This window comes from Clostridiales bacterium, from assembly GCA_017569285.1.
GTDB lineage: Bacteria > Bacillota > Clostridia > Christensenellales > Aristaeellaceae > Aristaeella.
Window position 1 is genome coordinate 2,226,683 of the sequence record CP069419.1, and the last position, 20,999, is coordinate 2,247,681.

Annotated in this window: 17 protein-coding genes; 9 read left to right on the plus strand and 8 right to left on the minus strand. The window is 60.5% G+C overall.

Going from position 1 to position 20,999, the window contains the following annotated elements; genetic code table 11:
• Positions 1–66 precede the first annotated feature (66 nt).
• Complete coding sequence (locus tag JNO48_09640) at positions 67–408, minus strand: Hpt domain-containing protein (protein QTE67463.1); 342 nt, start codon at positions 406–408, stop codon at positions 67–69.
• Positions 395–2,116: an EAL domain-containing protein gene (locus JNO48_09645; protein QTE67464.1), complete on the minus strand. Its 1,722-nt coding sequence runs from the start codon at positions 2,114–2,116 to the stop codon at positions 395–397. Before JNO48_09645 ends, JNO48_09640 begins: the two co-directional genes overlap by 14 nt.
• A gap of 341 nt (positions 2,117–2,457) precedes the next feature.
• Here JNO48_09645 and JNO48_09650 point away from each other — a divergent pair, with 341 nt between their 5' ends.
• The 5 genes from JNO48_09650 to JNO48_09670 all read left to right on the plus strand — a co-directional run bounded on the left by JNO48_09650 (position 2,458) and on the right by JNO48_09670 (position 10,252).
• Positions 2,458–3,885: an extracellular solute-binding protein gene (locus JNO48_09650; protein QTE67465.1), complete on the plus strand. Its 1,428-nt coding sequence runs from the start codon at positions 2,458–2,460 to the stop codon at positions 3,883–3,885.
• Positions 3,886–3,958: 73 nt separating this feature from the next.
• Positions 3,959–4,867, plus strand: a complete 909-nt coding sequence (locus JNO48_09655; GenBank protein QTE67466.1) for a sugar ABC transporter permease — start codon at positions 3,959–3,961, stop codon at positions 4,865–4,867.
• A gap of 10 nt (positions 4,868–4,877) precedes the next feature.
• Positions 4,878–5,753, plus strand: coding sequence for a carbohydrate ABC transporter permease (locus tag JNO48_09660; GenBank protein QTE67467.1), 876 nt, complete (start codon positions 4,878–4,880; stop codon positions 5,751–5,753).
• A 25-nt stretch (positions 5,754–5,778) separates the two neighbouring features.
• Complete coding sequence (locus JNO48_09665) at positions 5,779–8,076, plus strand: family 65 glycosyl hydrolase (GenBank protein ID QTE67468.1); 2,298 nt, start codon at positions 5,779–5,781, stop codon at positions 8,074–8,076.
• A gap of 16 nt (positions 8,077–8,092) precedes the next feature.
• Positions 8,093–10,252 (plus strand): glycoside hydrolase family 65 protein, encoded by a 2,160-nt coding sequence (locus JNO48_09670; protein QTE67469.1) that lies wholly within the window; start codon positions 8,093–8,095, stop codon positions 10,250–10,252.
• 131 nt (positions 10,253–10,383) lie between these two features.
• Here JNO48_09670 and JNO48_09675 read toward each other — a convergent pair whose 3' ends face one another.
• Both JNO48_09675 and JNO48_09680 read right to left on the minus strand, forming a co-directional pair.
• Entirely contained in the window at positions 10,384–11,313 is a 930-nt protein-coding gene (locus JNO48_09675) for a LacI family DNA-binding transcriptional regulator (GenBank protein ID QTE67470.1), read from the minus strand.
• A 152-nt stretch (positions 11,314–11,465) separates the two neighbouring features.
• Complete coding sequence (locus JNO48_09680; GenBank protein QTE67471.1) at positions 11,466–12,191, minus strand: hypothetical protein; 726 nt, start codon at positions 12,189–12,191, stop codon at positions 11,466–11,468.
• Between the two features lie 232 nt (positions 12,192–12,423).
• On the opposite strand from JNO48_09680, the gene JNO48_09685 reads away from it, so the two are divergent.
• Genes JNO48_09685 through pgmB form a run of 3 tightly spaced genes read left to right on the plus strand, consistent with a single transcriptional unit; the run spans position 12,424 to position 15,162 of the window.
• The gene (locus tag JNO48_09685; GenBank protein ID QTE67472.1) at positions 12,424–13,887 is read left to right on the plus strand and encodes a hypothetical protein; all 1,464 of its coding nucleotides are present in this window, start codon (positions 12,424–12,426) and stop codon (positions 13,885–13,887) included.
• A gap of 15 nt (positions 13,888–13,902) precedes the next feature.
• The gene (locus tag JNO48_09690; GenBank protein QTE67473.1) at positions 13,903–14,511 is read left to right on the plus strand and encodes a discoidin domain-containing protein; all 609 of its coding nucleotides are present in this window, start codon (positions 13,903–13,905) and stop codon (positions 14,509–14,511) included.
• Positions 14,512–14,517: 6 nt separating this feature from the next.
• Positions 14,518–15,162: a beta-phosphoglucomutase gene (pgmB, locus tag JNO48_09695; protein ID QTE67474.1), complete on the plus strand. Its 645-nt coding sequence runs from the start codon at positions 14,518–14,520 to the stop codon at positions 15,160–15,162.
• Between the two features lie 59 nt (positions 15,163–15,221).
• Here pgmB and JNO48_09700 read toward each other — a convergent pair whose 3' ends face one another.
• The 3 genes from JNO48_09700 to JNO48_09710 all read right to left on the minus strand — a co-directional run bounded on the left by JNO48_09700 (position 15,222) and on the right by JNO48_09710 (position 17,559).
• A complete protein-coding gene (locus tag JNO48_09700; protein QTE69736.1) occupies positions 15,222–15,998 on the minus strand; it encodes an amino acid ABC transporter ATP-binding protein in 777 nt (258 codons plus the stop codon).
• 24 nt (positions 15,999–16,022) lie between these two features.
• Entirely contained in the window at positions 16,023–16,706 is a 684-nt protein-coding gene (locus tag JNO48_09705; protein ID QTE67475.1) for an amino acid ABC transporter permease, read from the minus strand.
• Positions 16,707–16,779: 73 nt separating this feature from the next.
• Positions 16,780–17,559, minus strand: coding sequence for a transporter substrate-binding domain-containing protein (locus JNO48_09710; protein QTE67476.1), 780 nt, complete (start codon positions 17,557–17,559; stop codon positions 16,780–16,782).
• Positions 17,560–17,791: 232 nt separating this feature from the next.
• On the opposite strand from JNO48_09710, the gene JNO48_09715 reads away from it, so the two are divergent.
• Complete coding sequence (locus tag JNO48_09715) at positions 17,792–18,046, plus strand: PspC domain-containing protein (protein QTE69737.1); 255 nt, start codon at positions 17,792–17,794, stop codon at positions 18,044–18,046.
• Positions 18,047–18,111: 65 nt separating this feature from the next.
• Here JNO48_09715 and JNO48_09720 read toward each other — a convergent pair whose 3' ends face one another.
• Complete coding sequence (locus tag JNO48_09720; protein QTE67477.1) at positions 18,112–20,799, minus strand: response regulator; 2,688 nt, start codon at positions 20,797–20,799, stop codon at positions 18,112–18,114.
• Positions 20,800–20,999: the final 200 nt, after the last annotated feature.

Here is a 20,999-nt window from a genome sequence, read left to right on the forward strand (position 1 = left end):
CATAAGGAAAACGGACAGGAAATTCCTGTCCGTTTGCTGTGCGTCTGCGACGCGGGCCTGCCCGGTTTACCGGAGGAGCGCGATCAGTTTGTCCCTTTGGGCGATGATTTCGGAAAGCAGGGGCGCATAATCCGCCTGCGCGCGGGCCCGGAGCAGCTCCGTGATTTCCTGCACCGGCGTGCAGATCGGGGTCAGGGCCAGGTTGCCCATGGTGCCCTTGAGGGCGTGGGCCAGTTCAAAGCCGCGCTCCAGGTCCCCGGCTTCCACGGCCTCCTTCAGCTTCCCGATGGAATCGTCCTGCATGGCGCGGGAGACCAGGCCCAGGTAAAAAGCCTCGTTGTTCATGCAGCGCCGGAGCGCCTCTTCCGTGTTCGCGCCCCAGGCGCGCAGGTTTTCAATGGTCAGCATGCCATTCCCTCCTTACCAGATACGGTTCAAATTCCCCCGCGGGCATGGGGCGCGCGAAGCAGTAGCCCTGAACCACGTCGCACCCCATCTGTTTCAGGACGTTCATCTGCTCCATGGTTTCCACGCCCTCCGCAACCATGGGCACATTCAGCAGCCGGGCGATGTCCAGCACGATTTCCAGCATGCGGGTACTGCCGTTTTCGCTGAAGGCGGTGCGGATAAACTGCATATCCAGCTTCAGCACGTCGACCGGCAGCGTGGAGATCATGTTCAGGGAGGAATACCCGCTGCCGAAGTCATCCATTTCAATCACAAAGCCCATATCGCGCAGGGTGTTGACGGTGCTGATGATCTGGGCGGTGTCCCGGGCATAGGCGGATTCCGTTACCTCCAGGTGCAGGTCGGAGTATTCCAGCCCGCTGCCTGCGACCAGGCCGCGAAGCGTTTCGGGAAGCTTCGGGTCCAGGATATCCACCCGGGACATATTCACGGATACGGGGACCGTGAACCCGAGGCGGCGCTTCCATTCGCCCAGCTGCGCCGCGACCTCGCGCCAGACGTAGTTGTCCAGCTCCCGGATGAGCCCGTTGCCCTCAAACAGCGGGATGAAGACGCCCGGGCTGACCATTCCCAGCTCCGGATGCTTCCAGCGCACCAGCGCCTCGGCACCGCACAGCACCGGGGTATCCGGGCGGATACTGTACTTCGGCTGGAAATAAACGACGAACTGCTTCTGCTCCAGGGCGGCCTGGAAGCTGTCCAGCAGGTGTTCGGCAAAGATTTCTTTTTCATGCAGCGTGTCGTCATAGAAGGCGACAGCGCTCTGGAAGCTCCCGCGGATCTGGTCCGCGGCGTTCTTGGCATGGTCGAAACGCTGGGAGATATCCATGGCCTTGTCCACACAGGAGTATACGCCGATCCGGACGCGGATGCGGTTCCCGCCATCCCCGCCGGCCGCCGCGGACACGCTGTCCGCGATCGCGTCATAGTCCTCCCGGTGCGGGCAGTACACCTGGAAGGTATCCGCCTCCCGGCGGCAGACAATCCCGCCGGAGGGAGCGACCAGGCGGCGGAGCTCCCGGCCGATCCGCCGGAGGACCTCGTCCGCGTAGGCTTTCCCGTAGCGTTCGTTGATCATATGGAAGTGATATACGTCCACAATCAGCGCGTCCGTCGGCTCATCCTTATGGAAGACGTCGTACCGGCCGGCGTAGCGGTAGAAGTAATCCCGGTTGTACAGGCCGGTGAGCTGGTCGCGCTCCGTCCAGCGGATCAGGTCCCGGTTTTCGGAAAGCTCGATGGTACGGCGGATCCGGGCGCGGATGATTTCGTTCATCGGGTAGGGCTTGGAGATGAAATCGCTGGCGCCGGAGTTGAGGCTTTCCACCTCGGCCTCCTTGTCGGAGGTGAGCACGATGACCGGGAGCCGGGAGGTGAGTTCATCCTCCTTCATTTTCCGCAGGATATCCAGGCCGTGGCCGTCCGGCAGGTTCAGGTCCAGCAGGACCAGGCTGAGCGTCTCCCGGTTTTCCCGGATGAACGCCATGGCTTCCGCGCCGGTTTCCGCGACCGCGGTTTCATAGTCCTGCTCCAGGATCATCCGGAGGATCTCCCGGTTGACAAACTCATCCTCCACGATCAGGATCAGGCGCCTCCGGTCGGCGGAGGGAAGATCCGGCATGGTACTGATGAATTCCCGTTCAGTCATGCACAGTTTCTCCTTTGTTGGTTGGGTCGGAAAGAAACAGGCAGGCGGCGGACGGCACCGCCGTGAACTGCCGCTGATATGCTGCGCTGTTTCGCATTGTGCTATATTGATAAGAAATTATATCATAAAAGAAGTACAAATAAAAGCACCGGTTTCATCAAACTGCCGGAAGGCCGCTTTTGCAATGTCTGGTACCGTTTCTGCCCTTTTTTGACAGAAATTTGAAAAAAGTTTTGAAATGGGCATTGACAACTGACTTGCCGTGAGGCTATAATATACACGAAGTTTAGCGTTAAACCAACTGCATAAATATGACCCATAAAGATCAGGAGGCGGAAGAGATGAACCGGATATTCAGGATGGTATCGCTGCTGCTGGTTTTGTGCGTTCTCTGCGGAATGACGATGGCCGCCGGGGCGGAAGAAGTGATCGACGCGGACCTCACCTGCACGATCACCCTGGGCAACTGGCCCGCGGACACCGCGCCGGAAGCGGAGAAGGCCCTGTTTGAAGGCTACAAGGCTACGATGGCAAAACAGTATCCAAACGTGACGCTGGTGCCGGACTACTACTCCTACACGCTGAGCAACTACGTTCCCATGGCGAAGGGCGGCACGGCCCCGAGCATCTTCCAGCCCCCGTTCACCGATCCGCAGCTGCTGATCAGCCAGCACCTGGTGGGCGACGTGACGGACGCGCTGGAGCAGTTCGGCGTGCTGGAGCAGTTCAGCCCCTCCTATGTGGAGATGCTGGCGGATGAGAACGGCCGCATCTACGGCCTGCCCCGCGACGGCTACGTGCTGGGCATGCACATCAACATCGCGCTGTTCCGCGAAGCCGGGCTGATCGATGACGAAGGCCTGCCGATCTATCCGAAGACGCTGCAGGAGCTGGCGGAATACGGCCAGATCATCCGCGAAAAGACCGGGAAAGCCGGCCTGGTGTTCCCGGCCAGCGAAACCTACGGCGGATGGCTGTTCACCAACATCGCGTGGAACTTCGGCTGCGTCGGCGACAGCGCCCTGGAATACCAGGACGAGGACGGCCGCTGGATTTGCAACTTCACCTCGCCGGAGTGTATCGCCGCGATGGAATACATGCGGGACCTGAAGTGGAAGTATGACATCCTCAACGCGGACGCCACCACCACAGACTGGGCGGGCGCCCACTCCCTGCTGGGCACGGGCGAGGCGGCCATGAACTTCGCGGCGGACGACTCCGTGGACCAGCCGACGGCCAACAAGGGCCTGCCGGTGGAAGACTTCGCGCTGATCCCGTTCCCGGCGGGGGACGCGGGCCGCTACGCGCTGGCCGGCGGTACCTGCTACATGTTCGCCCCGAACATCACCAACGACCAGGCGGTCGCCCTGATGGCCTACCTGAAGATCCTGGGCAAGCTGCCCTTCCTGGATGACGCGATCATCGAGGGCATGCGCGCGGACTACGCGGCCAAGCGGGACCGCGGCGCCCCGGTTATCCCCGCGATCAGCGCGTGGACGGACGAAGCGTACAACAATGCCAAACAGGCCATCGTGGACGAGTTCAGCAATGTGGATATGCGCCTGTACGCGGACTTCTTCGACTCCCTGAGCGAAGGCACGATTACCCTCAAGTCCGAGGAGCCGGTGTTCGCCCAGCAGCTTTACCGGGAACTGACTGCCGTGGTACAGCGGATGATCACCCGGGAAGGCGCGGATGTGGAAAAGGCGCTGCGGAAGGCGGAAGAATCCTTCCAGGAATACCTGGACGATGAAATCAACGATTATTGACTGAATGAGCACTGAAGTCATGCCGGCCGGCGGTCCGGCCGGCATGTTTTTTGACAAGGCAGGAGATGATTCCATGAACGGACAAGAGACCCGGATCCGGACCCACGCGAAGCTGCGGGGCACCATCCAGTCCTGGCTGATTATGCTGCCCGGACTGCTGCTGATGACCTTCTTCGTATGGGAGCCGCTGTTTGAGAGCATCCGGATGAGCCTGTACAAGACCCGGAACGTGGAGCTGGTCCGGTTCATCGGGCTGGACAACTTCATCAGCGTGACCGGGAAGGACGATTTCCTGCAGGCGCTGCAGAACACCTTCTCCTATACGTTCTGGTCCCTGCTGATCGGCTTTGTGCTGCCGATCCTGCTGGCGATGCTGATCGGGGAGACCACACGGGGAAAGGGCTTTTTCCGCACCGCGGTGTACCTGCCCAACATGCTGCCGGGCCTGGCGGTGATTATCCTGTGGTCCGCGTTTTTCAGCGGCGAAAAGTCCGGCGTGATGAACATCCTGCTGAGCCGGCTCGGCGTGCCGCAGCAGTCCTACCTGACGAAGGCAGAGCTGGTGATCCCGATCATCATCGTGATTGCCACCTGGAAGGGTGCAGGCGCCACCGCGCTGATCTATATGGCGGGCATGTCGAGCATCAGCCCGGAGCTGTACGAGGCGGCGGCGATTGACGGCGCGTCCGTATGGAAGCGGATCTTCCATATCATGCTTCCGGCAGTCCGGAAGCTGGCGGGCACGCTGCTGATCCTGCAGATCATTTCCGTGTTCCAGATTATGTACGAGCCGATGGTGCTGACCAAGGGCGGGCCGGATAACGCGTCCCTGTCCCTGATGCAGCTGATGTGGCAGTATGCCTTCGGCGGATCCATGAACTACGGCAAGGCCTCCGCGGTGGCGGTGATCGTGACGCTGATCCTGCTGGTGATGACCGCAATTTACTCATACTTCAACCGCAAGGAATCCGACTGGGACTGAAAGGAGGGGAATGAAAATGAAAAAGCCGCTGCATACCGGCGTGATCCGGGAATACGACCTGCATTCCCCCTCCGTGAAGGCGGGGTACGGATTCATTATCTTCCTGTGCTGCCTGGTGGTCCTGCTGGCGGTATTCCCGCTGGTGTGGGTGATCCTGGCGGGCTTCAAAAACCTGAAGGAATTTGTTTCCAGCACGACCATCATTCCGGAATCCTTCAACCCGGAACCGTTTGTGACTACCTGGAACCAGCTGGGAATCGCGCGGAATTACCTGAATTCCCTGATCTCTGTGTTGGGCAGCGTGGCCTGCGCGCTGATCTTCAACGGCCTGCTGGGCTACGGCATCGGCATCCTGAAGCCGAAGGGGCACGGGGCGGTCCGGAAACTGGTGATGATCTCCCTGCTGATGCCGCCGACAATCAGCATCGTGCCGCTGTTCATGAACATCCAGAAGCTGCAGATGGGCAACTCCTTCCTGCCGCTGTGGCTGTCCTTCGGCGCCAACGCGATGTACGTGATCCTGTTCGCGCAGTTCTTTGAATCCCTGCCGTCCTCCATTATCGAGGCCAGCCGGATCGACGGCTGCAACCAGCTGCAGACCTTCTTCCGCATCGTGCTGCCCCTGTCCAAACCGATCTGCGCGGTGATTTCGATCTTCGCGGTCAACGCGGCGTGGTCGGACTTCCTGCTGCCGTACCTGGTGCTGCGCGGCGCGGACAAGCAGACGGTGATGGTCCGCCTGTTCGTGTTCAGCACGGAGCAGACGGTGAATGCGGACGCCATGATGCGCTCCGTCGTATTCGCGATGGTTCCCCCCATTATCCTGTTCTTCATCTTCCAGAAGCAGCTGACGGAGAACGCTGTTTCCGTGGGTATCAAGGGCTGAGCAGGGCAGAAAGAGGTTTTCAGGCATGGCAAAGACAGCAGACCGGTATTTTGCGGTGGACCCGTGGAAGATTATTGAGGAGGGATTTGATCCCGCCTATTCCCGGGTGAGCGAATCCGTTTTCTCCCTGGCGAACGAGACCATGGGCGTGCGCGGATGTTTTGACGAGGGCGGCAGCGTGGACAGCCTGCGCGGCGCCTACGTCAACGGAATTTATGATATTGAAGAGCTCCGGCGGTCCTACCGGGGGATTATCGACCATACCCATTTCATGATCCCCGCGGCGGACTGGCTGATGACGGATATCACGGTGGACGGCGAGAAGCTGGACCTGGGGAAGGTACGCTTCCGCGATTTCCGGCGGGTGCTGGACATGCGCGCCGGCACGCTGGAGCGGAGCTTCGTATGGGAAACCAAAGGTGGGAAGGAACTGAAGCTTTCATTCCTGCGCTTTACGGATATGACGCGCCGGGAACGGGCGTACCAGCGGATTACCCTGGAGGCGCTGAACTTCTCCGGGAAGGCCGAGGTATCCTGCGGCCTGAGCTTTGACGTGATCCACGAGGGATACAAAAAATGCTTCTGGCAGGAAACGCGGGCGGAAGCGGAGGCGGATAAGCTGATGCTGCAGTCCCGCACGACGCTTTCCGGGCAGGAGGCGTTTGCCGGCGCGATCCTGGACATCCCCGGCGGATTCACCGCGGAAACCGGCGGAAAGACCGCCCGCGGAACCGGCACGGCGGCACTGGCGCAGGGCGTACCCTGCGTGATTGAAAAGCGGGTGGTGATCCTGTTTGACGGAAGTTCAGGGGAAGAACTGTGGGCCCGGGGCTTGAAAGCCCTGAAGTCCTGCGCCCGGACCTCCCTCAGCGGGGCACTGGCTGAGCAGAAGAAATACTGGGCCGCATACTGGAAGATCTCCGATATCCGGATCGAGGCGTCCGGCGCGGATACGCGGGACGCGGTGGAGGCGGAAACCCAGGGCATCCATTTCTGCAGCTTCCAGCTGGCCCAGACCTACAACGGCGGCAGCATGCGCCACAACATCGGCGCGAAGGGAATGACGGGCGAGGCGTACAACGGGCATGCCTTCTGGGATACCGAAGCCTGCTGCCTGCCGTTCTACCTGTTCACAAATCCGGAAGCGGCCAGGGACCTGCTCCTGTTCCGCTACAACACGCTGCCGATGGCGCTGGAGCGCGCGAAGATGCTGGACTGCAAAGGCGCGTGCTACCCGATCGCCACACTGAACGGCGACGAGGCCTGTTCGCTCTGGCAGCATGCCAGCCTGCAGCTGCAGCCGAGCACGGCGGTGGCCTACGGCATCTGGCACTACGTGCACCTGACGGCGGACGAAGGCTTCCTGTGGGAATACGGCGCGGAGATGCTGCTGCAGATCGCCCGGTTCCTGGCCAGCCGGGCGGCCCCGGGCGGCATGAGCGGGAAATACGGCTTTTACGGCGTGATGGGACCGGATGAGTTCCACATGATGGTGAACAACAACGCGTATACCAACTACATGGGCAAGCGCACGCTGGAGTATGCCGCGCAGGTTGTGGGACGGATGCGGCTGGAAGAGCCGGCGGCATTTGCGGCGCTGGCGGAAAAGACCGCCCTGGATCCGGACGAGCCCGGCACCTGGACGCGGATCGCGGACAACATGTATATCCCCGGCGGGGAGAACGGCCTGATTGAACAGCATGACGGCTTCTTCGACCTGCCGCATACGGAGATCAACGATGTGCCGGTCAGCGAATTCCCGCTGTATGAGCACTGGTCCTACGACCGGATCTACCGCACGGATATGATCAAGCAGCCGGACGTGCTGATGTTCCTGTACCTGTACAACTCCTCCTTCAGCACGGACGTGAAGCGCGTGAACTATGAATACTATGAGCCGAAGACCATCCATGAATCCTCGCTTTCGCCGGCTATCCATTCCATCCTGGCGGCGGAACTGGGCAAAATGGACGACGCGGTGCGTTTCTTCGGGTTTGCCACGCGGCTGGACCTGGACAACTTCAACCGCAACACCCGCGAAGGCCTGCACACCACCAGCATTGCCATGGCCTGGGCGAATATCGTGTACGGCTTTGCCGGCCTGCGCAGCGACGGGGATATGCTGTCCTTCGCGCCGCGGATGCCGGAACGCTGGAAGACGCTGGAATTCTCGCTGGTGTGCCGCGGCCGGGTGATCCGGGTACGGATGGAAAAGGAAGGAACGACCTTCTCCCTGGTGAAGGGCGAACCGCTGAACATCCAGGTGTACGGCCGGCAATACCTGCTGGGCAAAGGGGAACTGCCGGTTCCCCGGGATGACTGACGGGAGGACCGGTGGAATGGAGAACCGGATTCTGAAAAAAACCGGATACGATCCGGAAAACATGGCTTCCGACGGAAACCGCTTCCTGTGCGCCAACGGGTACATGGGCATGCGGGGAACGCCGGAGGAGGCGGGACCGGAACAGTTTGCGGCGGTCACCCTGGCCGGTGTGTACGACCGGAACGGCGACCGCTGGCGGGAGCCGGTGAACGCGCCGCACGGGCTGACGGTACGCCTGCGCTTTGACGGCGAGGCACTGGACTGCGCCGCGGCCGGGAAGCATGAGACGGCGCTGGACTACCGGTACGGGCTGTACAGCCGGGATACGGACTTCGGCCCGGTGCGCCTGATGAGCGAGCGCTTCCTGTCCATGGCCCGGGTCCACCTGATGGCAGGCCGCCTGCGGATCGAAGCGAAGCGGGACGGCATGCTGGAAATCCGCGCGGGCATTTCCGCGGAAATCTGGGATATCAACGGCCCGCACCTGTTCCGCATGCAGGCAGAGGGCGGGGAAATTCTGCGCTGCGGGGCAGTAACCGGGGAAAAGGGAATTGCCGTGGAGACTGCGCAGTGCGAAACGGCCGGCTTCAGCGGGGAGGAAAGCTGCGAAACCGGGCCGGAGGGTGCGTTCCGCGTATGGCGGAGGGCGGTCCGGCAGGGGGAAGCGCTGGCGCTGGATCTTTTCTCTGCGGTGTATACCTCCCTGGACGGGGAGGACCCGAAAGGGGCCGCCGCGGCGGAATGCCGGGAGGCGGAACGGAAAGGCTATGACGCGTGCCTGTGGGAGCATATGCAGGCATGGGACGATATATGGGAAAAATCCGAAGCGGTGCTGGAAGGGGACGACGCGGCGGCGTTCGCGCTGCGGGCCAGCCAGTACCACCTGAACTGTATCGCGCCGCGGCACGCGGGGAACATGTCCATTCCGGCCCGGGGACTGTCCGGGCAGACGTACAAGGGCGCCATCTTCTGGGATTCGGAAATTTTCTTTTTCCCGATGTTCGCGCATACCCAGCCGGAGATCGCGCGGTCACTGCTGGTGTATCGGATTGAGACGCTGCCGGGCGCGCTGCGGAAGGCGGCGGAATACGGATACCGCGGCGCGTTCTATGCCTGGGAAAGCCAGGAAGGCGGCACGGAGGGGTGCACGAACTTCAACGTGGTGGACGTATTTACCCACCGCCCGGTGCGGACGTATTTCCGCGATAAGCAGATCCATATCAGCGCGGATATCGTGTACGCGCTGCGCAGCTATTATGAGATGACCGGGGACCGTTCCCTGCTGGAAAACGGCGGGGCGGAGGTGATCCTGCAGTGCGCCCGGTTTTACCTCAGCCGGGCAAATGCCCACGCGGACAGCGATGAAGTGGATTTCGCGGACGTGATCGGCCCGGATGAGTACCATGAGCGGGTGACGAACAACGCGTTCACCAACCGCATGATCCGCCACTGCGTCGAAAGCGCCCTGCGGCTGGAGGACGTCTTCCGGGACCGGCCGGAATGGTTTGCCTCGCTGCTGGAAAAGCTGGATTACCGGAGGGACTGGCAACTGCTTCGCGGGCTGGTTTCCCGGATCCGCGGGGTTCGGAAACACGGGGAAATCATTGAGCAGTTTGACGGGTATTTTGACCTGGAAGACTGCCCGCTGGACACCGTCCGCAGCCGGCTCGTCCATCCGAAGGAATACTGGGGCGGCGACCACGGCGTGGCGGGAACCACGCAGGTGATCAAGCAGGCGGACGTCATCGCCATGATGGCGCTGTTCCCCGGGGATTTCACTGACGAAGAGGTGGACGCGAACTGGGCGTTCTACGAGCCCCGGACGGAGCACGGCTCCAGCCTCTCGGCCTGCATGTATGCCCTGGCGGCCTGCCGGACCGGAAGGCTGGACGCGGCCTGGGACCTGTTTGTCCGCACGGCGTCCATCGACGTGACCGGCGGCGGCAAACAGTGGGCCGGGGAAATCTATATCGGCGGAACGCATCCCGCCTCCAATGGCGGGGCGTGGATGATCGCCGCGCTGGGCTTTGGCGGCCTGCGGGTGGTGAACGGGGAGGCGGAGCTGCACCCCATGCTCCCGAAACAGGTGAAACGACTGGCTTTCCCCTTTACGGCCCGCGGAAAGCGGTTCATGGCGGAGATCACGCACGAAGGCGCGGAGATCCGGGAACGGTAAACAAAAAAAGAACGGCAGCTGCCGTTCTTTTTTCTATATCCGGTTTTTTACCGGAAGGTCATCACACTTCCGCGTTCCACCAGGTAGACCGGAAGGATGATGTTCTTTTCGTCAATGGGTTCCCCGCGCAGCTACTTCAGGATCAGGTCCGTGGCCAGGACGCCCTTGCGCTTGGCATCCTGGTGGATGGTGGTGAGGCTGGGGATGGTCAGCTGGGCCAGGTAGTTGTCATCGAAGCCGATGATGGATTTGTCCTCGGGGATCCGGACGCCGCGTTCGCTGAGGCCGGACATGATGCCGGCCGCCAGGATGTCGGCGGAGGCGAAGATCGCGGTGATATCCGGCCGGGAGGCCAGGGTGACGCCGAGCTTTTTGCCCTCGTCCACGGTGATTTCCTGGGTGAAGACCTTCGAGGCGTCGAAGGGGATTCCGTATTCCTCCAGCGCGCGGCGGTAGCCGATGAAGCGCTTTTCAATAACGCCGCCGGGACGGATGGACGGGGAGGCGAAGGCCACGGAGCGGTGGCCCTTTTCCAGCAGGTGCTTGGTGGCGATATATCCGCCGGTTTCATCCTCCAGGCCGATGCAGCAGGCTTTGGGATCTTCCACATAGCTGTCGATCAGCACATAGGGAATGCCCAGGCTGCTGGCGGTACGGAAGAAGTCATCCTGGAACATACCGGTGAGGATCAGGCCGGAAAGGCGCCAGCTGCGGCTGAGCGAATCCAGTTCCGCCGCGTCCTCCACGGCGCGGATCATCAGGTAGTACCCTTCCTCCCGCACGCGCTTCTCGATGCTGTCCACAAAGGAACTCATGAAGGGGTCGCCGATCGTGCTGCCGGGGTTCTGGGGGGTGATATGCGAAATGACGCCAATGATGTTGGACTGGTCATTGGCCAGGGAACGGGCCGACATGCTGGGGGCGTAGTGCTCCCGCGCGATGATTTCCTCGATTTTTGCCACCATCTCCGGTGACACGCGGCTCTTCCGGTTGTGCACCACATTGGACACCGTGGTGATGCTGACCCCGGCTTCCGCGGCAATATCCTTCAGTGTGACCATGTTTTTCTCCGACATTTTCAGTGCCTGTTCTCCCGCAGGGAAGGCCCCCGGCGGAATTCATCCTATTTTACCTTTTCTTTTTTGATTTCGCAATATTCGGATACAGGAAAGGCGGAGGCAAAATGGATTGCCTCCGCCCGTGAAAGCCTTGATTATTCGAGCTCAGCCAGGTAGTCCTTGATCGGCAGGTCGCCGGGCTTGCCGGTTTCCGGCGCGGTCAGGCCGGCGAGGATGGTATCGGAGCCGGAGGCATCGATGGGAGCGACCGCCTCGGAGAAGGAGATCTCATCCAGCCAGATGACGCACTTCGCGAAAGCGCGGATGTGGAAGGCGTTGGTCATGCCCGGGAATCCGGAGGCTTCCAGGTCGATCACCAGGTCCTGCCACTCGGTCGTGATGGCCGGATGGGAACCGTCCGCCAGCACCAGGTCGGAGAAGCGGGCTGCGTAGTACTTGGAATCTTCGGGATGCCAGTCCATGATCAGCTTGTTTTCTTCGCCGCCTTCAGCACCCTTGATGCGGATGTTGAGGTACTTGCAGTAGGAGATGTTTTCCAGGGCCCACATGTTGACGGCTTCGCCCCAGTTGGCCATCCAGTCGGCGGCATGGGCGAAATAGTCTTCTTCGCTCTCGTAGTCTTCGGGATCGAAGTCCTTGGGACGCATGTCGAGCTTGATGGCGCCGTCTTCATTCTTGGCGCGCAGGTTGGCCCAGTTGTCCCACCAGAGGTTGGCGCCGTTGGGGGCCAGGTCCGGCTTGGCGTTGGGGTCACGGTCGTCGAAGTTATCCCAGAGGAAGGTTTCGCCTTCGGCCAGGACGGAGGCGGTCATCGCGAACAGCATGATCGCCGCGAGCAGGATAGACAGGAACTTTTTCATGAAGAGGACCTCCTTATTCGTTTGAATCAGGTTTAACGCTAAACCCTTTCGTTGGCTCGATTATAGCAGACAGAAAAAACACTGTCAATAGCCATTTGTAAAAATTTGTGAAAATTTACCAATTTTTCTATTTTTCAAAAATCGCGTCTTGCAAAGAAAGGAAAAAAGTGTATAATGAGCTTGAAAAAGTTGAACGTTAAACTCCAATAAATGAAAGGAGAAAAGTCATAATATGAAGGGAAAGGGAATCCTGGCTGCCGTGCTGGCGGCGCTGCTGTGCCTGGCGGCGGCCTTCGCGGCCGGAGCTGAAGGGCAGCCGAAGAACACGCTGACGATCTACGAGGGGCCGAAAACCATGGAAAGCTCGAAGACCGCCTCCGTCCGTGTGAACGGGTATGAGCTCTTTGTATATGATGTGATGGTGAACCATGAGCATATCTGGAACGCCAACACCATTCCTTCCGATACCCCGATGACCTATTTCGACTTCAGCGGGAAGGTCCGGGTGGAAATCGAAATGCCCGGCCTGGGGCATCCGGTGGAAAGCGCCGCGGTGCTGCCCACCGCCGCGGGGATTGTGCCGGAGGTGGAAGGCGGTATCGTCCGCTTTGAGATTTCCGAACCGGGGCAGTACACGGTGGTGTTCAACGACAATGTGAACAAGGCGCTGCACCTGTTCGCGAATCCGCCGGAGGAGAACGTACCGAATCCAGATGATCCCGGCGTATATTACATCGGCCCCGGCGAGTGGGTGATGGACGCCATCGCGCTGAAGGACAATGAAACGCTGTACATCTCCGGCGGCGCGGTGCTGCATTCCATCGTATCGGTGACCAACGCGAAGAACGTGCGGATCTGCGGGCGCGGCATCCTGGACGGCAGCGACTATCCGGCCTGGAACCAGCCCGGCTCCTATGCCCGGGTGCCGATCAACCTGGACCATTCCAAGGACCTGAGCGTGGAAGGCATCATTGTGGCGAATTCCAACTGCTGGAACGTGAACTCCTATTCCAGCAAAAACGTGGAGATCCGTAACGTGAAGGTGATCTCCGGCCGGCAGAACGGCGACGGATTCACCTTCCAGAGCTGCACGAACCACACCGTGACGGACTGCTTCGCCCGGACATGGGACGACAGCCTGGTGCTCAAGAACTACTCCGGCTCCACAAAGGGCATCACCTTCCGGAACTGCCAGATCTGGACCGACCTGGCCCAGAGCATGGAAATCGGCTATGAAACGGACAAGGGATACACGCTGGACCCGGAAATCAGCGAGGTGCTGTTTGAGGACATTACCGTGCTGTACAACTTCCACAAGCCGGTGATCAGCATCCACAACAGCGACGACTGTTTCGTGCACGACATCACCTACCGGAACATCATGGTGGAGAACGCCTTCATGCAGGGCGACAACGGCAACAACAAGGAACTGATTGAGATGTCGCTGGCAAAGTCCTCCTGGACCACGGTGCGCGACGAATTCGGCACGATCGACAACGTGCTCATCGACGGGCTGACCGTGGTGAACACGGCCAACGGCAAGGTTCCGCGTTCCCGGATCGCCGGGCAGGATGAAGGCCACATGATCACCAATGTGACGCTGCAGAACGTGACCATCCTCGGAAAGCCCATGACAGATCTGGACGAGATGAAGATCGACGTGAACGACTTCTGCGACGGAATTACCGTCCGCTGAGAAAGGAGCCGGAATATGAAAATGAAATCCTGGATGATCATCCTGGCGGCCGTGCTGATTGCGGCGCTTCCGGCATTCGCGTGCGCGGAAGCCGATGAGGACACGGTAGTCACCATTGTGAAGGCGCCGGAGCAGGAAAAGGCGGAACGGCCCCCGTGCTTCCCGGACCCATCGGACAACTTTATCCGGCTGCCGGAAACGGAAAACATCGCGGAAGGCAAGCCAATCCAGGCCAGCGCCCACAACGACGTGTATGTTTCCTCCAACCTGAACGACGGGAAAACGACTACCTACTGGGAAAGCAAGGGCTTCCCGGCGGAAATGACGGTGGACCTGCAGGGAACCTTCACGGTTTCCACCGCGGCGTTCTGCCTGAACCCCGCCTCCATCTGGGAGCCGCGGACCCAGGAGATCGCGGTGCTGGTGAGCACGGACGGGGAAAACTTCACGGAGGTTTCCCCGGCAGCGGCGTATACCTTCGACGCGGAGACCGGCAACCGGATCCGCATCGATTTTGAGGCGGTGCAGGCTTCCCACGTCCGGGTCATCATTACATCCAACACGGCGGCTCCCGCCCACGCGAAGGGCGCACAGGTGGCGGAAATCTGTATTTACGGGGAATAAGGCAGTATGAAGTACAAGGGAATCATTTTTGACCTGGACGGAGTGATCTGCTCCACGGATGAATACCATTACCGGGCCTGGAAAGCCCTGGCGGACAAGCTGGGAATCAGCTTTGACCGGGAGCGGAACAACCTGCTGCGCGGCGTGAGCCGGATGGCGAGCCTGGATATCCTGCTGGGCGACCGGTGGGATATTTACAGCGACCGCGCGAAGCAGGAAATGGCGGAGGAGAAGAACGACCTGTACCGGCAGATGCTGGGGCAGATGTCCCCCCTGGACCTGGAGAAGGAAGTGCGGAAAACGCTGTTCATGATCCGGAAATCCGGCATGCGGATGGCGATCGGCTCCTCCAGCAAGAACACGCCGTATATCCTGGACCGGATCGGCCTGGAGGAATTCTTCGACGCGGTATCGGACGGGAACAACATCACCCGGTCCAAGCCGGACCCGGAGGTGTTCCTGAAGGCGGCGCAGATGATCGGCCTGCAGCCGGCGGAATGTCTGGTGGTGGAGGACGCGCACTCCGGCGTGGAGGCAGCCGTGGAAGGCGGGTTTGACTGCGCAGCCATGGGCGACGCAAAGGAAGACACCCGGGCGACCTACCACCTGGGCGGCTTTGCGGACCTGCAGCGGATTGTGCTGCCGAGCTGAAAAGACGGATGACACGAAAAAAAGACGACCGGAAATCCGGCCGTCTTTTGCATACCCGTTTACTGGCTGTAGCGGGAGAGGAACTGGCGCGTCCGCTCCTGCTGCGGGTTGGCGAAGACCTCTTTGGGATCGCCTTCCTCGCAGATCTTTCCGCCGTCCATGAAGATGACGTGGTCCGCCACATCCCGGGCGAAGGCCATCTCGTGGGTGACGATGATCATCGTGGTATTCCGGGCGGCGAGGCCGCGGATGACGCGGAGGACCTCGCCGGTCAGCTCCGGGTCCAGCGCGGAGGTGGGCTCGTCAAAGCAGAGGATATCCGGATTGAGCGCCAGGGCGCGGGCAATCGCGACGCGCTGGCACTGGCCGCCGGACAGCTGGAAGGGATAATTTCCCATCCGATCCTGCAGGCCCATGTCCGCGAGCAGGCTTTCGGCGTGCTCCCGGATTTCCTTTACGCGGGCGGATTTGTTCTGCTTCCAGTCCGGCTGCTCTTTGGCCAGCAGTTTTTCCGCCAGCATCACATTTTCCAGCGCGGTGTACTGGGGAAAGAGGTTGAAGGACTGGAACACCAGGCCGAAGTGCAGCCGCTTGAGGCGGATGCTCCGCTGCCGCTCAGCGGCGGGGACGGAGGTGTCCAGCAGCGTTTCGCCGTTGACCCTGATGACGCCGGCATCCGGCGTCTCCAGGAAATTGAGGCAGCGCAGCAGGGTGGTTTTGCCGCTGCCGGAGGAACCGATCAGGGACAGGACGGATCCTTTCTCCATGGAGAAGGAGATATCGTCCAGCACGAGCGTGGAACCGAAGGATTTGCGGATGTTCTGTACTTCCAGGATCGCCATGGGACCGTACCTCCTTTCTCAGCAGAAATATCCGAGCTTTTTCTCAATGCGGCCGAACACCAGCGTGAGGATGCCGGTGAAGACCAGGTAATAGACGCCGGTGAAGAACAGCGGCCAGATGACGCCGGAGATTCCCTGGCTGCCCTTCAGGAAGGACTGGCCTGCCCAGATGACCTCCTGCAGGGCGATGATCCGGGCCAGGGACGTATCCTTGATCAGGGTGATAATCTCATTGGAGATGGGCGGCATGATCGCCTTGACCACCTGCAGCAGCTTGACCCGGAAGAAGATCTGGACCGGCTTCATGCCCAGCACCAGGCCGGCTTCCTCCTGCCCGGCGGGGATCCCCTGGATGCCGCCGCGGAAGATCTCGCAGAAATAGCAGGCATAGTTGATGATGAAGGCGACGCCGGCCGCGGCGAAACGGCCGCTTTCCCCGCTGGGCCACAGCGGCGTTTTGAACACGAGGCCGGGGAAGTAGAAGATGATCAGCAGCTGGATCATCAGCGGGGATCCGCGGATAATCCATACCAGCGTTTTAACGACTGCCCGCAGCGGCTTGAAGCGCGACATCTCCGCGACCGCCAGCAGCATTCCCAGCGGGAGCGCGCCAGCCAGCGTGACCACGAACAGGCGCAGCGTCTGCAGGAAGCCCGTGTTCAGGGACGCGAATACAATCGGGAACTGTTGGCCAAAGTTCATGGGAACCTCCGGATATTTCAAACAAAATAGCCGGCAGGCGGAGCTTCCGCCTGCCGGAAAGGAATCAGGGGGATTATTCCGCGATCAGGGCAGCCTGTACGCCGTAGGCTTCGGCCAGCTGCTGCAGCACGCCTTCTTCCGCGGCGGCCGCCAGGAAGGCGTCCAGCTCAGCGGCCAGGTCGGAGCCGGTGCGGAAACCGACGCCGTACACTTCGGAGTTCAGGGGCAGGGTGTAGCCCAGGTCTTCATAGCTGGTGCCTTCGCCGATCATGGCGGCGGCCATCAGGGCGTCGATGACGGCGGCATCGGAGGTGCCGGCCTTGACTTCCATCAGCGCGGCGGCCTGGTTCTGCACGGCGTTGGCCTGGTAGCCCAGGGCGCTGATTTCGGCTTCACCGGCGCTGCCGGCTTCCACAGCGAAGACCAGCTTGGACAGGTCTTCGATGGTGGCGAATTCCGGAATCCGGCTCATGGGCAGGACAACCACCTGCGCGTTGTTCATGTAGGGCTGGCTGCAGGCCATGGCGGCGAGCACTTCGTCCGTCAGGGTCATGCCGTTCCACACGCAGTCGATGCTCTTGCCGTTCAGCTCAAGGACCTTGTTGTCCCAGTCGATTTCCTGGAACTCGATTTCCACGCCGAGGTATTCGGCAAAGGCGCGGGCCAGGTCGGCATCGAAGCCGATCCACTCGCCGTTTTCATCCTTGTAGTCCATGGGCTCGAAATCGGTGATACCGACAATCAGCTTGCCTTTTCCGACGACATAATCCTTGTCGCTTTCGCCCTCGGCGAACACGGCAACGGAAACAGCGGCCAGCACCAGGCACAGCAGCAGGGCAATGATCTTCTTCATAATAAACGTCCTCCTGTGTTGAAAAAATCATAACGGACAGCTTCCTCGTCCGTCTTCTTTGTTACAATATCACTTTATCACGCTAAAGTCAAGAGAACTTTATGGGAATTCTAATCCAATTCTCATGTTGTTTTCACCGTTCCCAAAAGATCAGGACGCGGGAATATGCTAAGATACGTTTGCCGCCGGAGAGAGCGGCACGAGAGGAGAGAGAATGGAGATGGGTACTTTTATGACAATCGCGGCAGGAGCGGCAATCGGATATTTCCTTTATCAGTATTTCACCGGAAAGAGCAGCGCGAAGTTCAGCGGAAAGCTGCACAAAAGCGCAAGTGACAAAAAGCTGGCCGGCGTATGCGGCGGCCTGGCGGAATCCCTGGGGATTGATTCCACGATCGTCCGCCTGGTATGGGCGCTGATGATCCTCGGATGGGGCATCGGTGTTCCGCTGTACATCATCTGCGCGATCATCCTGCCGGAAGAATAATCCGGCCGGGAACCGGCAATACAGGAAATGGACTGCCACAGCGGCAGTCCATTTTGCGTGCGCTCTTATTCTTCCACCGGCAGGAATTCGATGACCCCGCTGTAATCCGGCAGGGCGGAATCCGCATCTTCGCGGAAGGCGCGGACGGCTTCCCCGATCTGCCGCCAGAGGGCGATCAGCGGTGCATGGCCGTCCTGCAGCGCAGCGGTATCCCCCTCCCGGGCGGCGGTTTCCATGGCAGCAGCCGCCAGTGACAGGCGCACGGCGCCGATGGTGCCGGCCGTGCCCTTGAGCGAATGGACCAGCAGCGCGTAGTCCTTCCACGCGCCGGTGGTGAAGCTCTTCTCCAGCTGCAAGATCTTTCCGGGTGCCTCGCCGGCGAACTCCGCAAGCATGGTGCGGTACAGGTTCACGTCCTGCTGGCAGTATCCCAGGCCCTGGGCGATATCAATATCCTCCGCGCGGAGCTTCGCAAGGCCGGGATCCTTTTCGGGGGACAGGAGGGCATCCGGCATGCGGAGCTGTTCATCCAGCTCGGAAAGGCGGGTGACCTTCTGCCGAGGGAGGTAGGTGAGCAGTTTGCGCCGGAACGCCTGGATATCGATGGGCTTGCTGAGGTAATCCGTGAAGCCCTCGGCCAGGTAGCGCTTTTTCGCGCCGGCCACAGCGTCGGCGGTCAGGCAGATGACCGGGGTCCGCAGGTTGGCGCCGCCCTCCTGCAGGCGGATGCGGTGCAGGGTTTCGATTCCGTCCATTCCGGGCATGCGCTGGTCCAGGAGGATCAGGTCGTAGGGGATGGAAAGCGTTTGTTCCAGGGCAGCTTCCCCGCCGAGGGCTGTGTCAATCTGCATGTCGGTCCGCTTCAGCAGGCCTTTCACCACGCTCAGGTTCATGCGGGTGTCATCCACGACCAGGATCCGCGCCGACGGCGCACGGAAGAGCTCCTGCGGGACGTCCATGTTTTCAGCACTCTGCGCGAACCGCTCCTGGAAATTGCCGACCGGCTCCGGGGAGACCACTTTCTGGGGAACGGTGACGGTGAACACGGAGCCTTCCCCGTAGCGGCTTTCCACCCGGATGGAACCGCCCATCATATCCAGCAGGTTTTTCGTGATCGCGAGGCCCAGGCCGGAGCCTTCCGACGCGCTGCCGGAATCGTCCGGGTCGATGCGCTCAAACTTGGCAAACAGCTTGCCCATATCCTCCCGGCGGATGCCGATGCCGGTATCCTGCACGGAGATGACCAGGTTCATCACCTGGTCCTTCTCAAAGGACGATTTGCCGTCCGCGTAGACGGACAGGGTCACGGAGCCCTGCTCCGTATATTTCACGGCGTTGACCAGGACGTTCAGCATCACCTGCCGGACGCGGACTGCATCCCCGTACAGGCTGTCCGGGAGGCGCCGGTCCACATTCACGCGGAAGGACAGGTTCCGGGCCATCGCGCGGACGCTGACCAGGTTGCAGACATCGTTCAGCAGGGAGCTGAGCGTGTAGTTTTCCTCCCGGATTTCCATTTTGCCGGACTCGATCCGGGAAATATCCAGGATATCGTTGATGATGGACAGCAGGTTTTTGCCGGCGGAGTTGATGATTCCGGCATAGCCGCAGATATCGCCGAACAGCCCGCGGATCTCGTCGCTGCTGTCCGGAAGGGCTTCATGGGCCTGCCGGCTTTCGCGCAGGACGATCTCGTTCATGCCCAGCACCGCGTTGATCGGGGTGCGGATTTCATGGCTCATCGCCGCCAGGAATTCGCTCTTGGCCGCGCTGGAACGCTCGGCGACCAGCCGGGCCTCCCGCAGGCGGCTGTTTTCAGCGGCGCGCTGGCTGGAATAGACCACAAAGATCATGGTGATGATAAAGATGATCAGCACCAGGGAGATGATAAACAGCACAATCGGGATGATGTCATAGATGCCGGAGGCGGAAGCGGGATCGATGTGCAGGACGATTTTATCGCGGATCCACGCACCCAGCAGGACGCCGCCGCCAGAGAGGAGCAGCACGACCCCCAGGCTGGCCGCCTTCAGGGTATTCTGGAAGCGCCGGTCGTCTGCGGTGAGCTCTTCCTTCTCCGCGGGCCCGACGGATCTGCGGATGCAGTATACCAGGAACAGGTAGGACAGGCTGCACAGGAAGGAGAAGGGATAATACAGGAAGGTGGACGGCTGGTCCACACCGGCGGTGATCCACATGGCAAAAGACATCAGCGCCGTGACAAAGCCGCCCAGGGCAATCCAGGGTTTATCCGCGCCGTCGGCCCGGTGCTTCCGGTACCAGCACAGGCCCTGCACGCTGACCGTGCCCGTGAGGGTGACGATGATGACCAGCCAGATATGGTTGAGGAAATAGCCGGTCCGGGAGGAGAACAGCTGCCCCAGCTCGCTTTCCCCGGAGGGGGAGAAGAGGATTACCGCCAGAATGGCGGCATCCAGGGCCAGCGGAAACAGCATCAGGGGATGGATGAACTTCCGTTCCTCCGGGGTCTGCGTATACCGGAGCAGGAGGAACAGGAACAGGTAGGCCAGGTCCCAGCCGGAATAGGTCATCAGGGTAAAGCCGGTCGGCCAGGTGTCCATGATGACCAGGTGGGTGGTCCAGTAATAGGTGCTCAGCAGGCCGCACAGGAAAAAGAGGAGGCCGTAGATCCATTCGCGGCGTTTATGAGTGATATAGAAGAAAAGGCACATCAGCAGCCCCAGCAGGTCTGCCAGCAGCTGGAAGATGTTCTCCGCATAATCCCAGGCCATCGGGTTACTCCTTTTCGGGCGTTTATCTGTGATCCAGCTGATCCGTTTTCTATCAATGCGATCGCCGGCTTCCATTATACGCACGGAAAGCCCAAAACACAAACACAAATTCGGTTTTGCGCGTCCTGACAGAGATGTATATATACTATCAAACAAATCGTTTGTCATCTGTGGAAATCCATGCTATACTGATAAAAAAC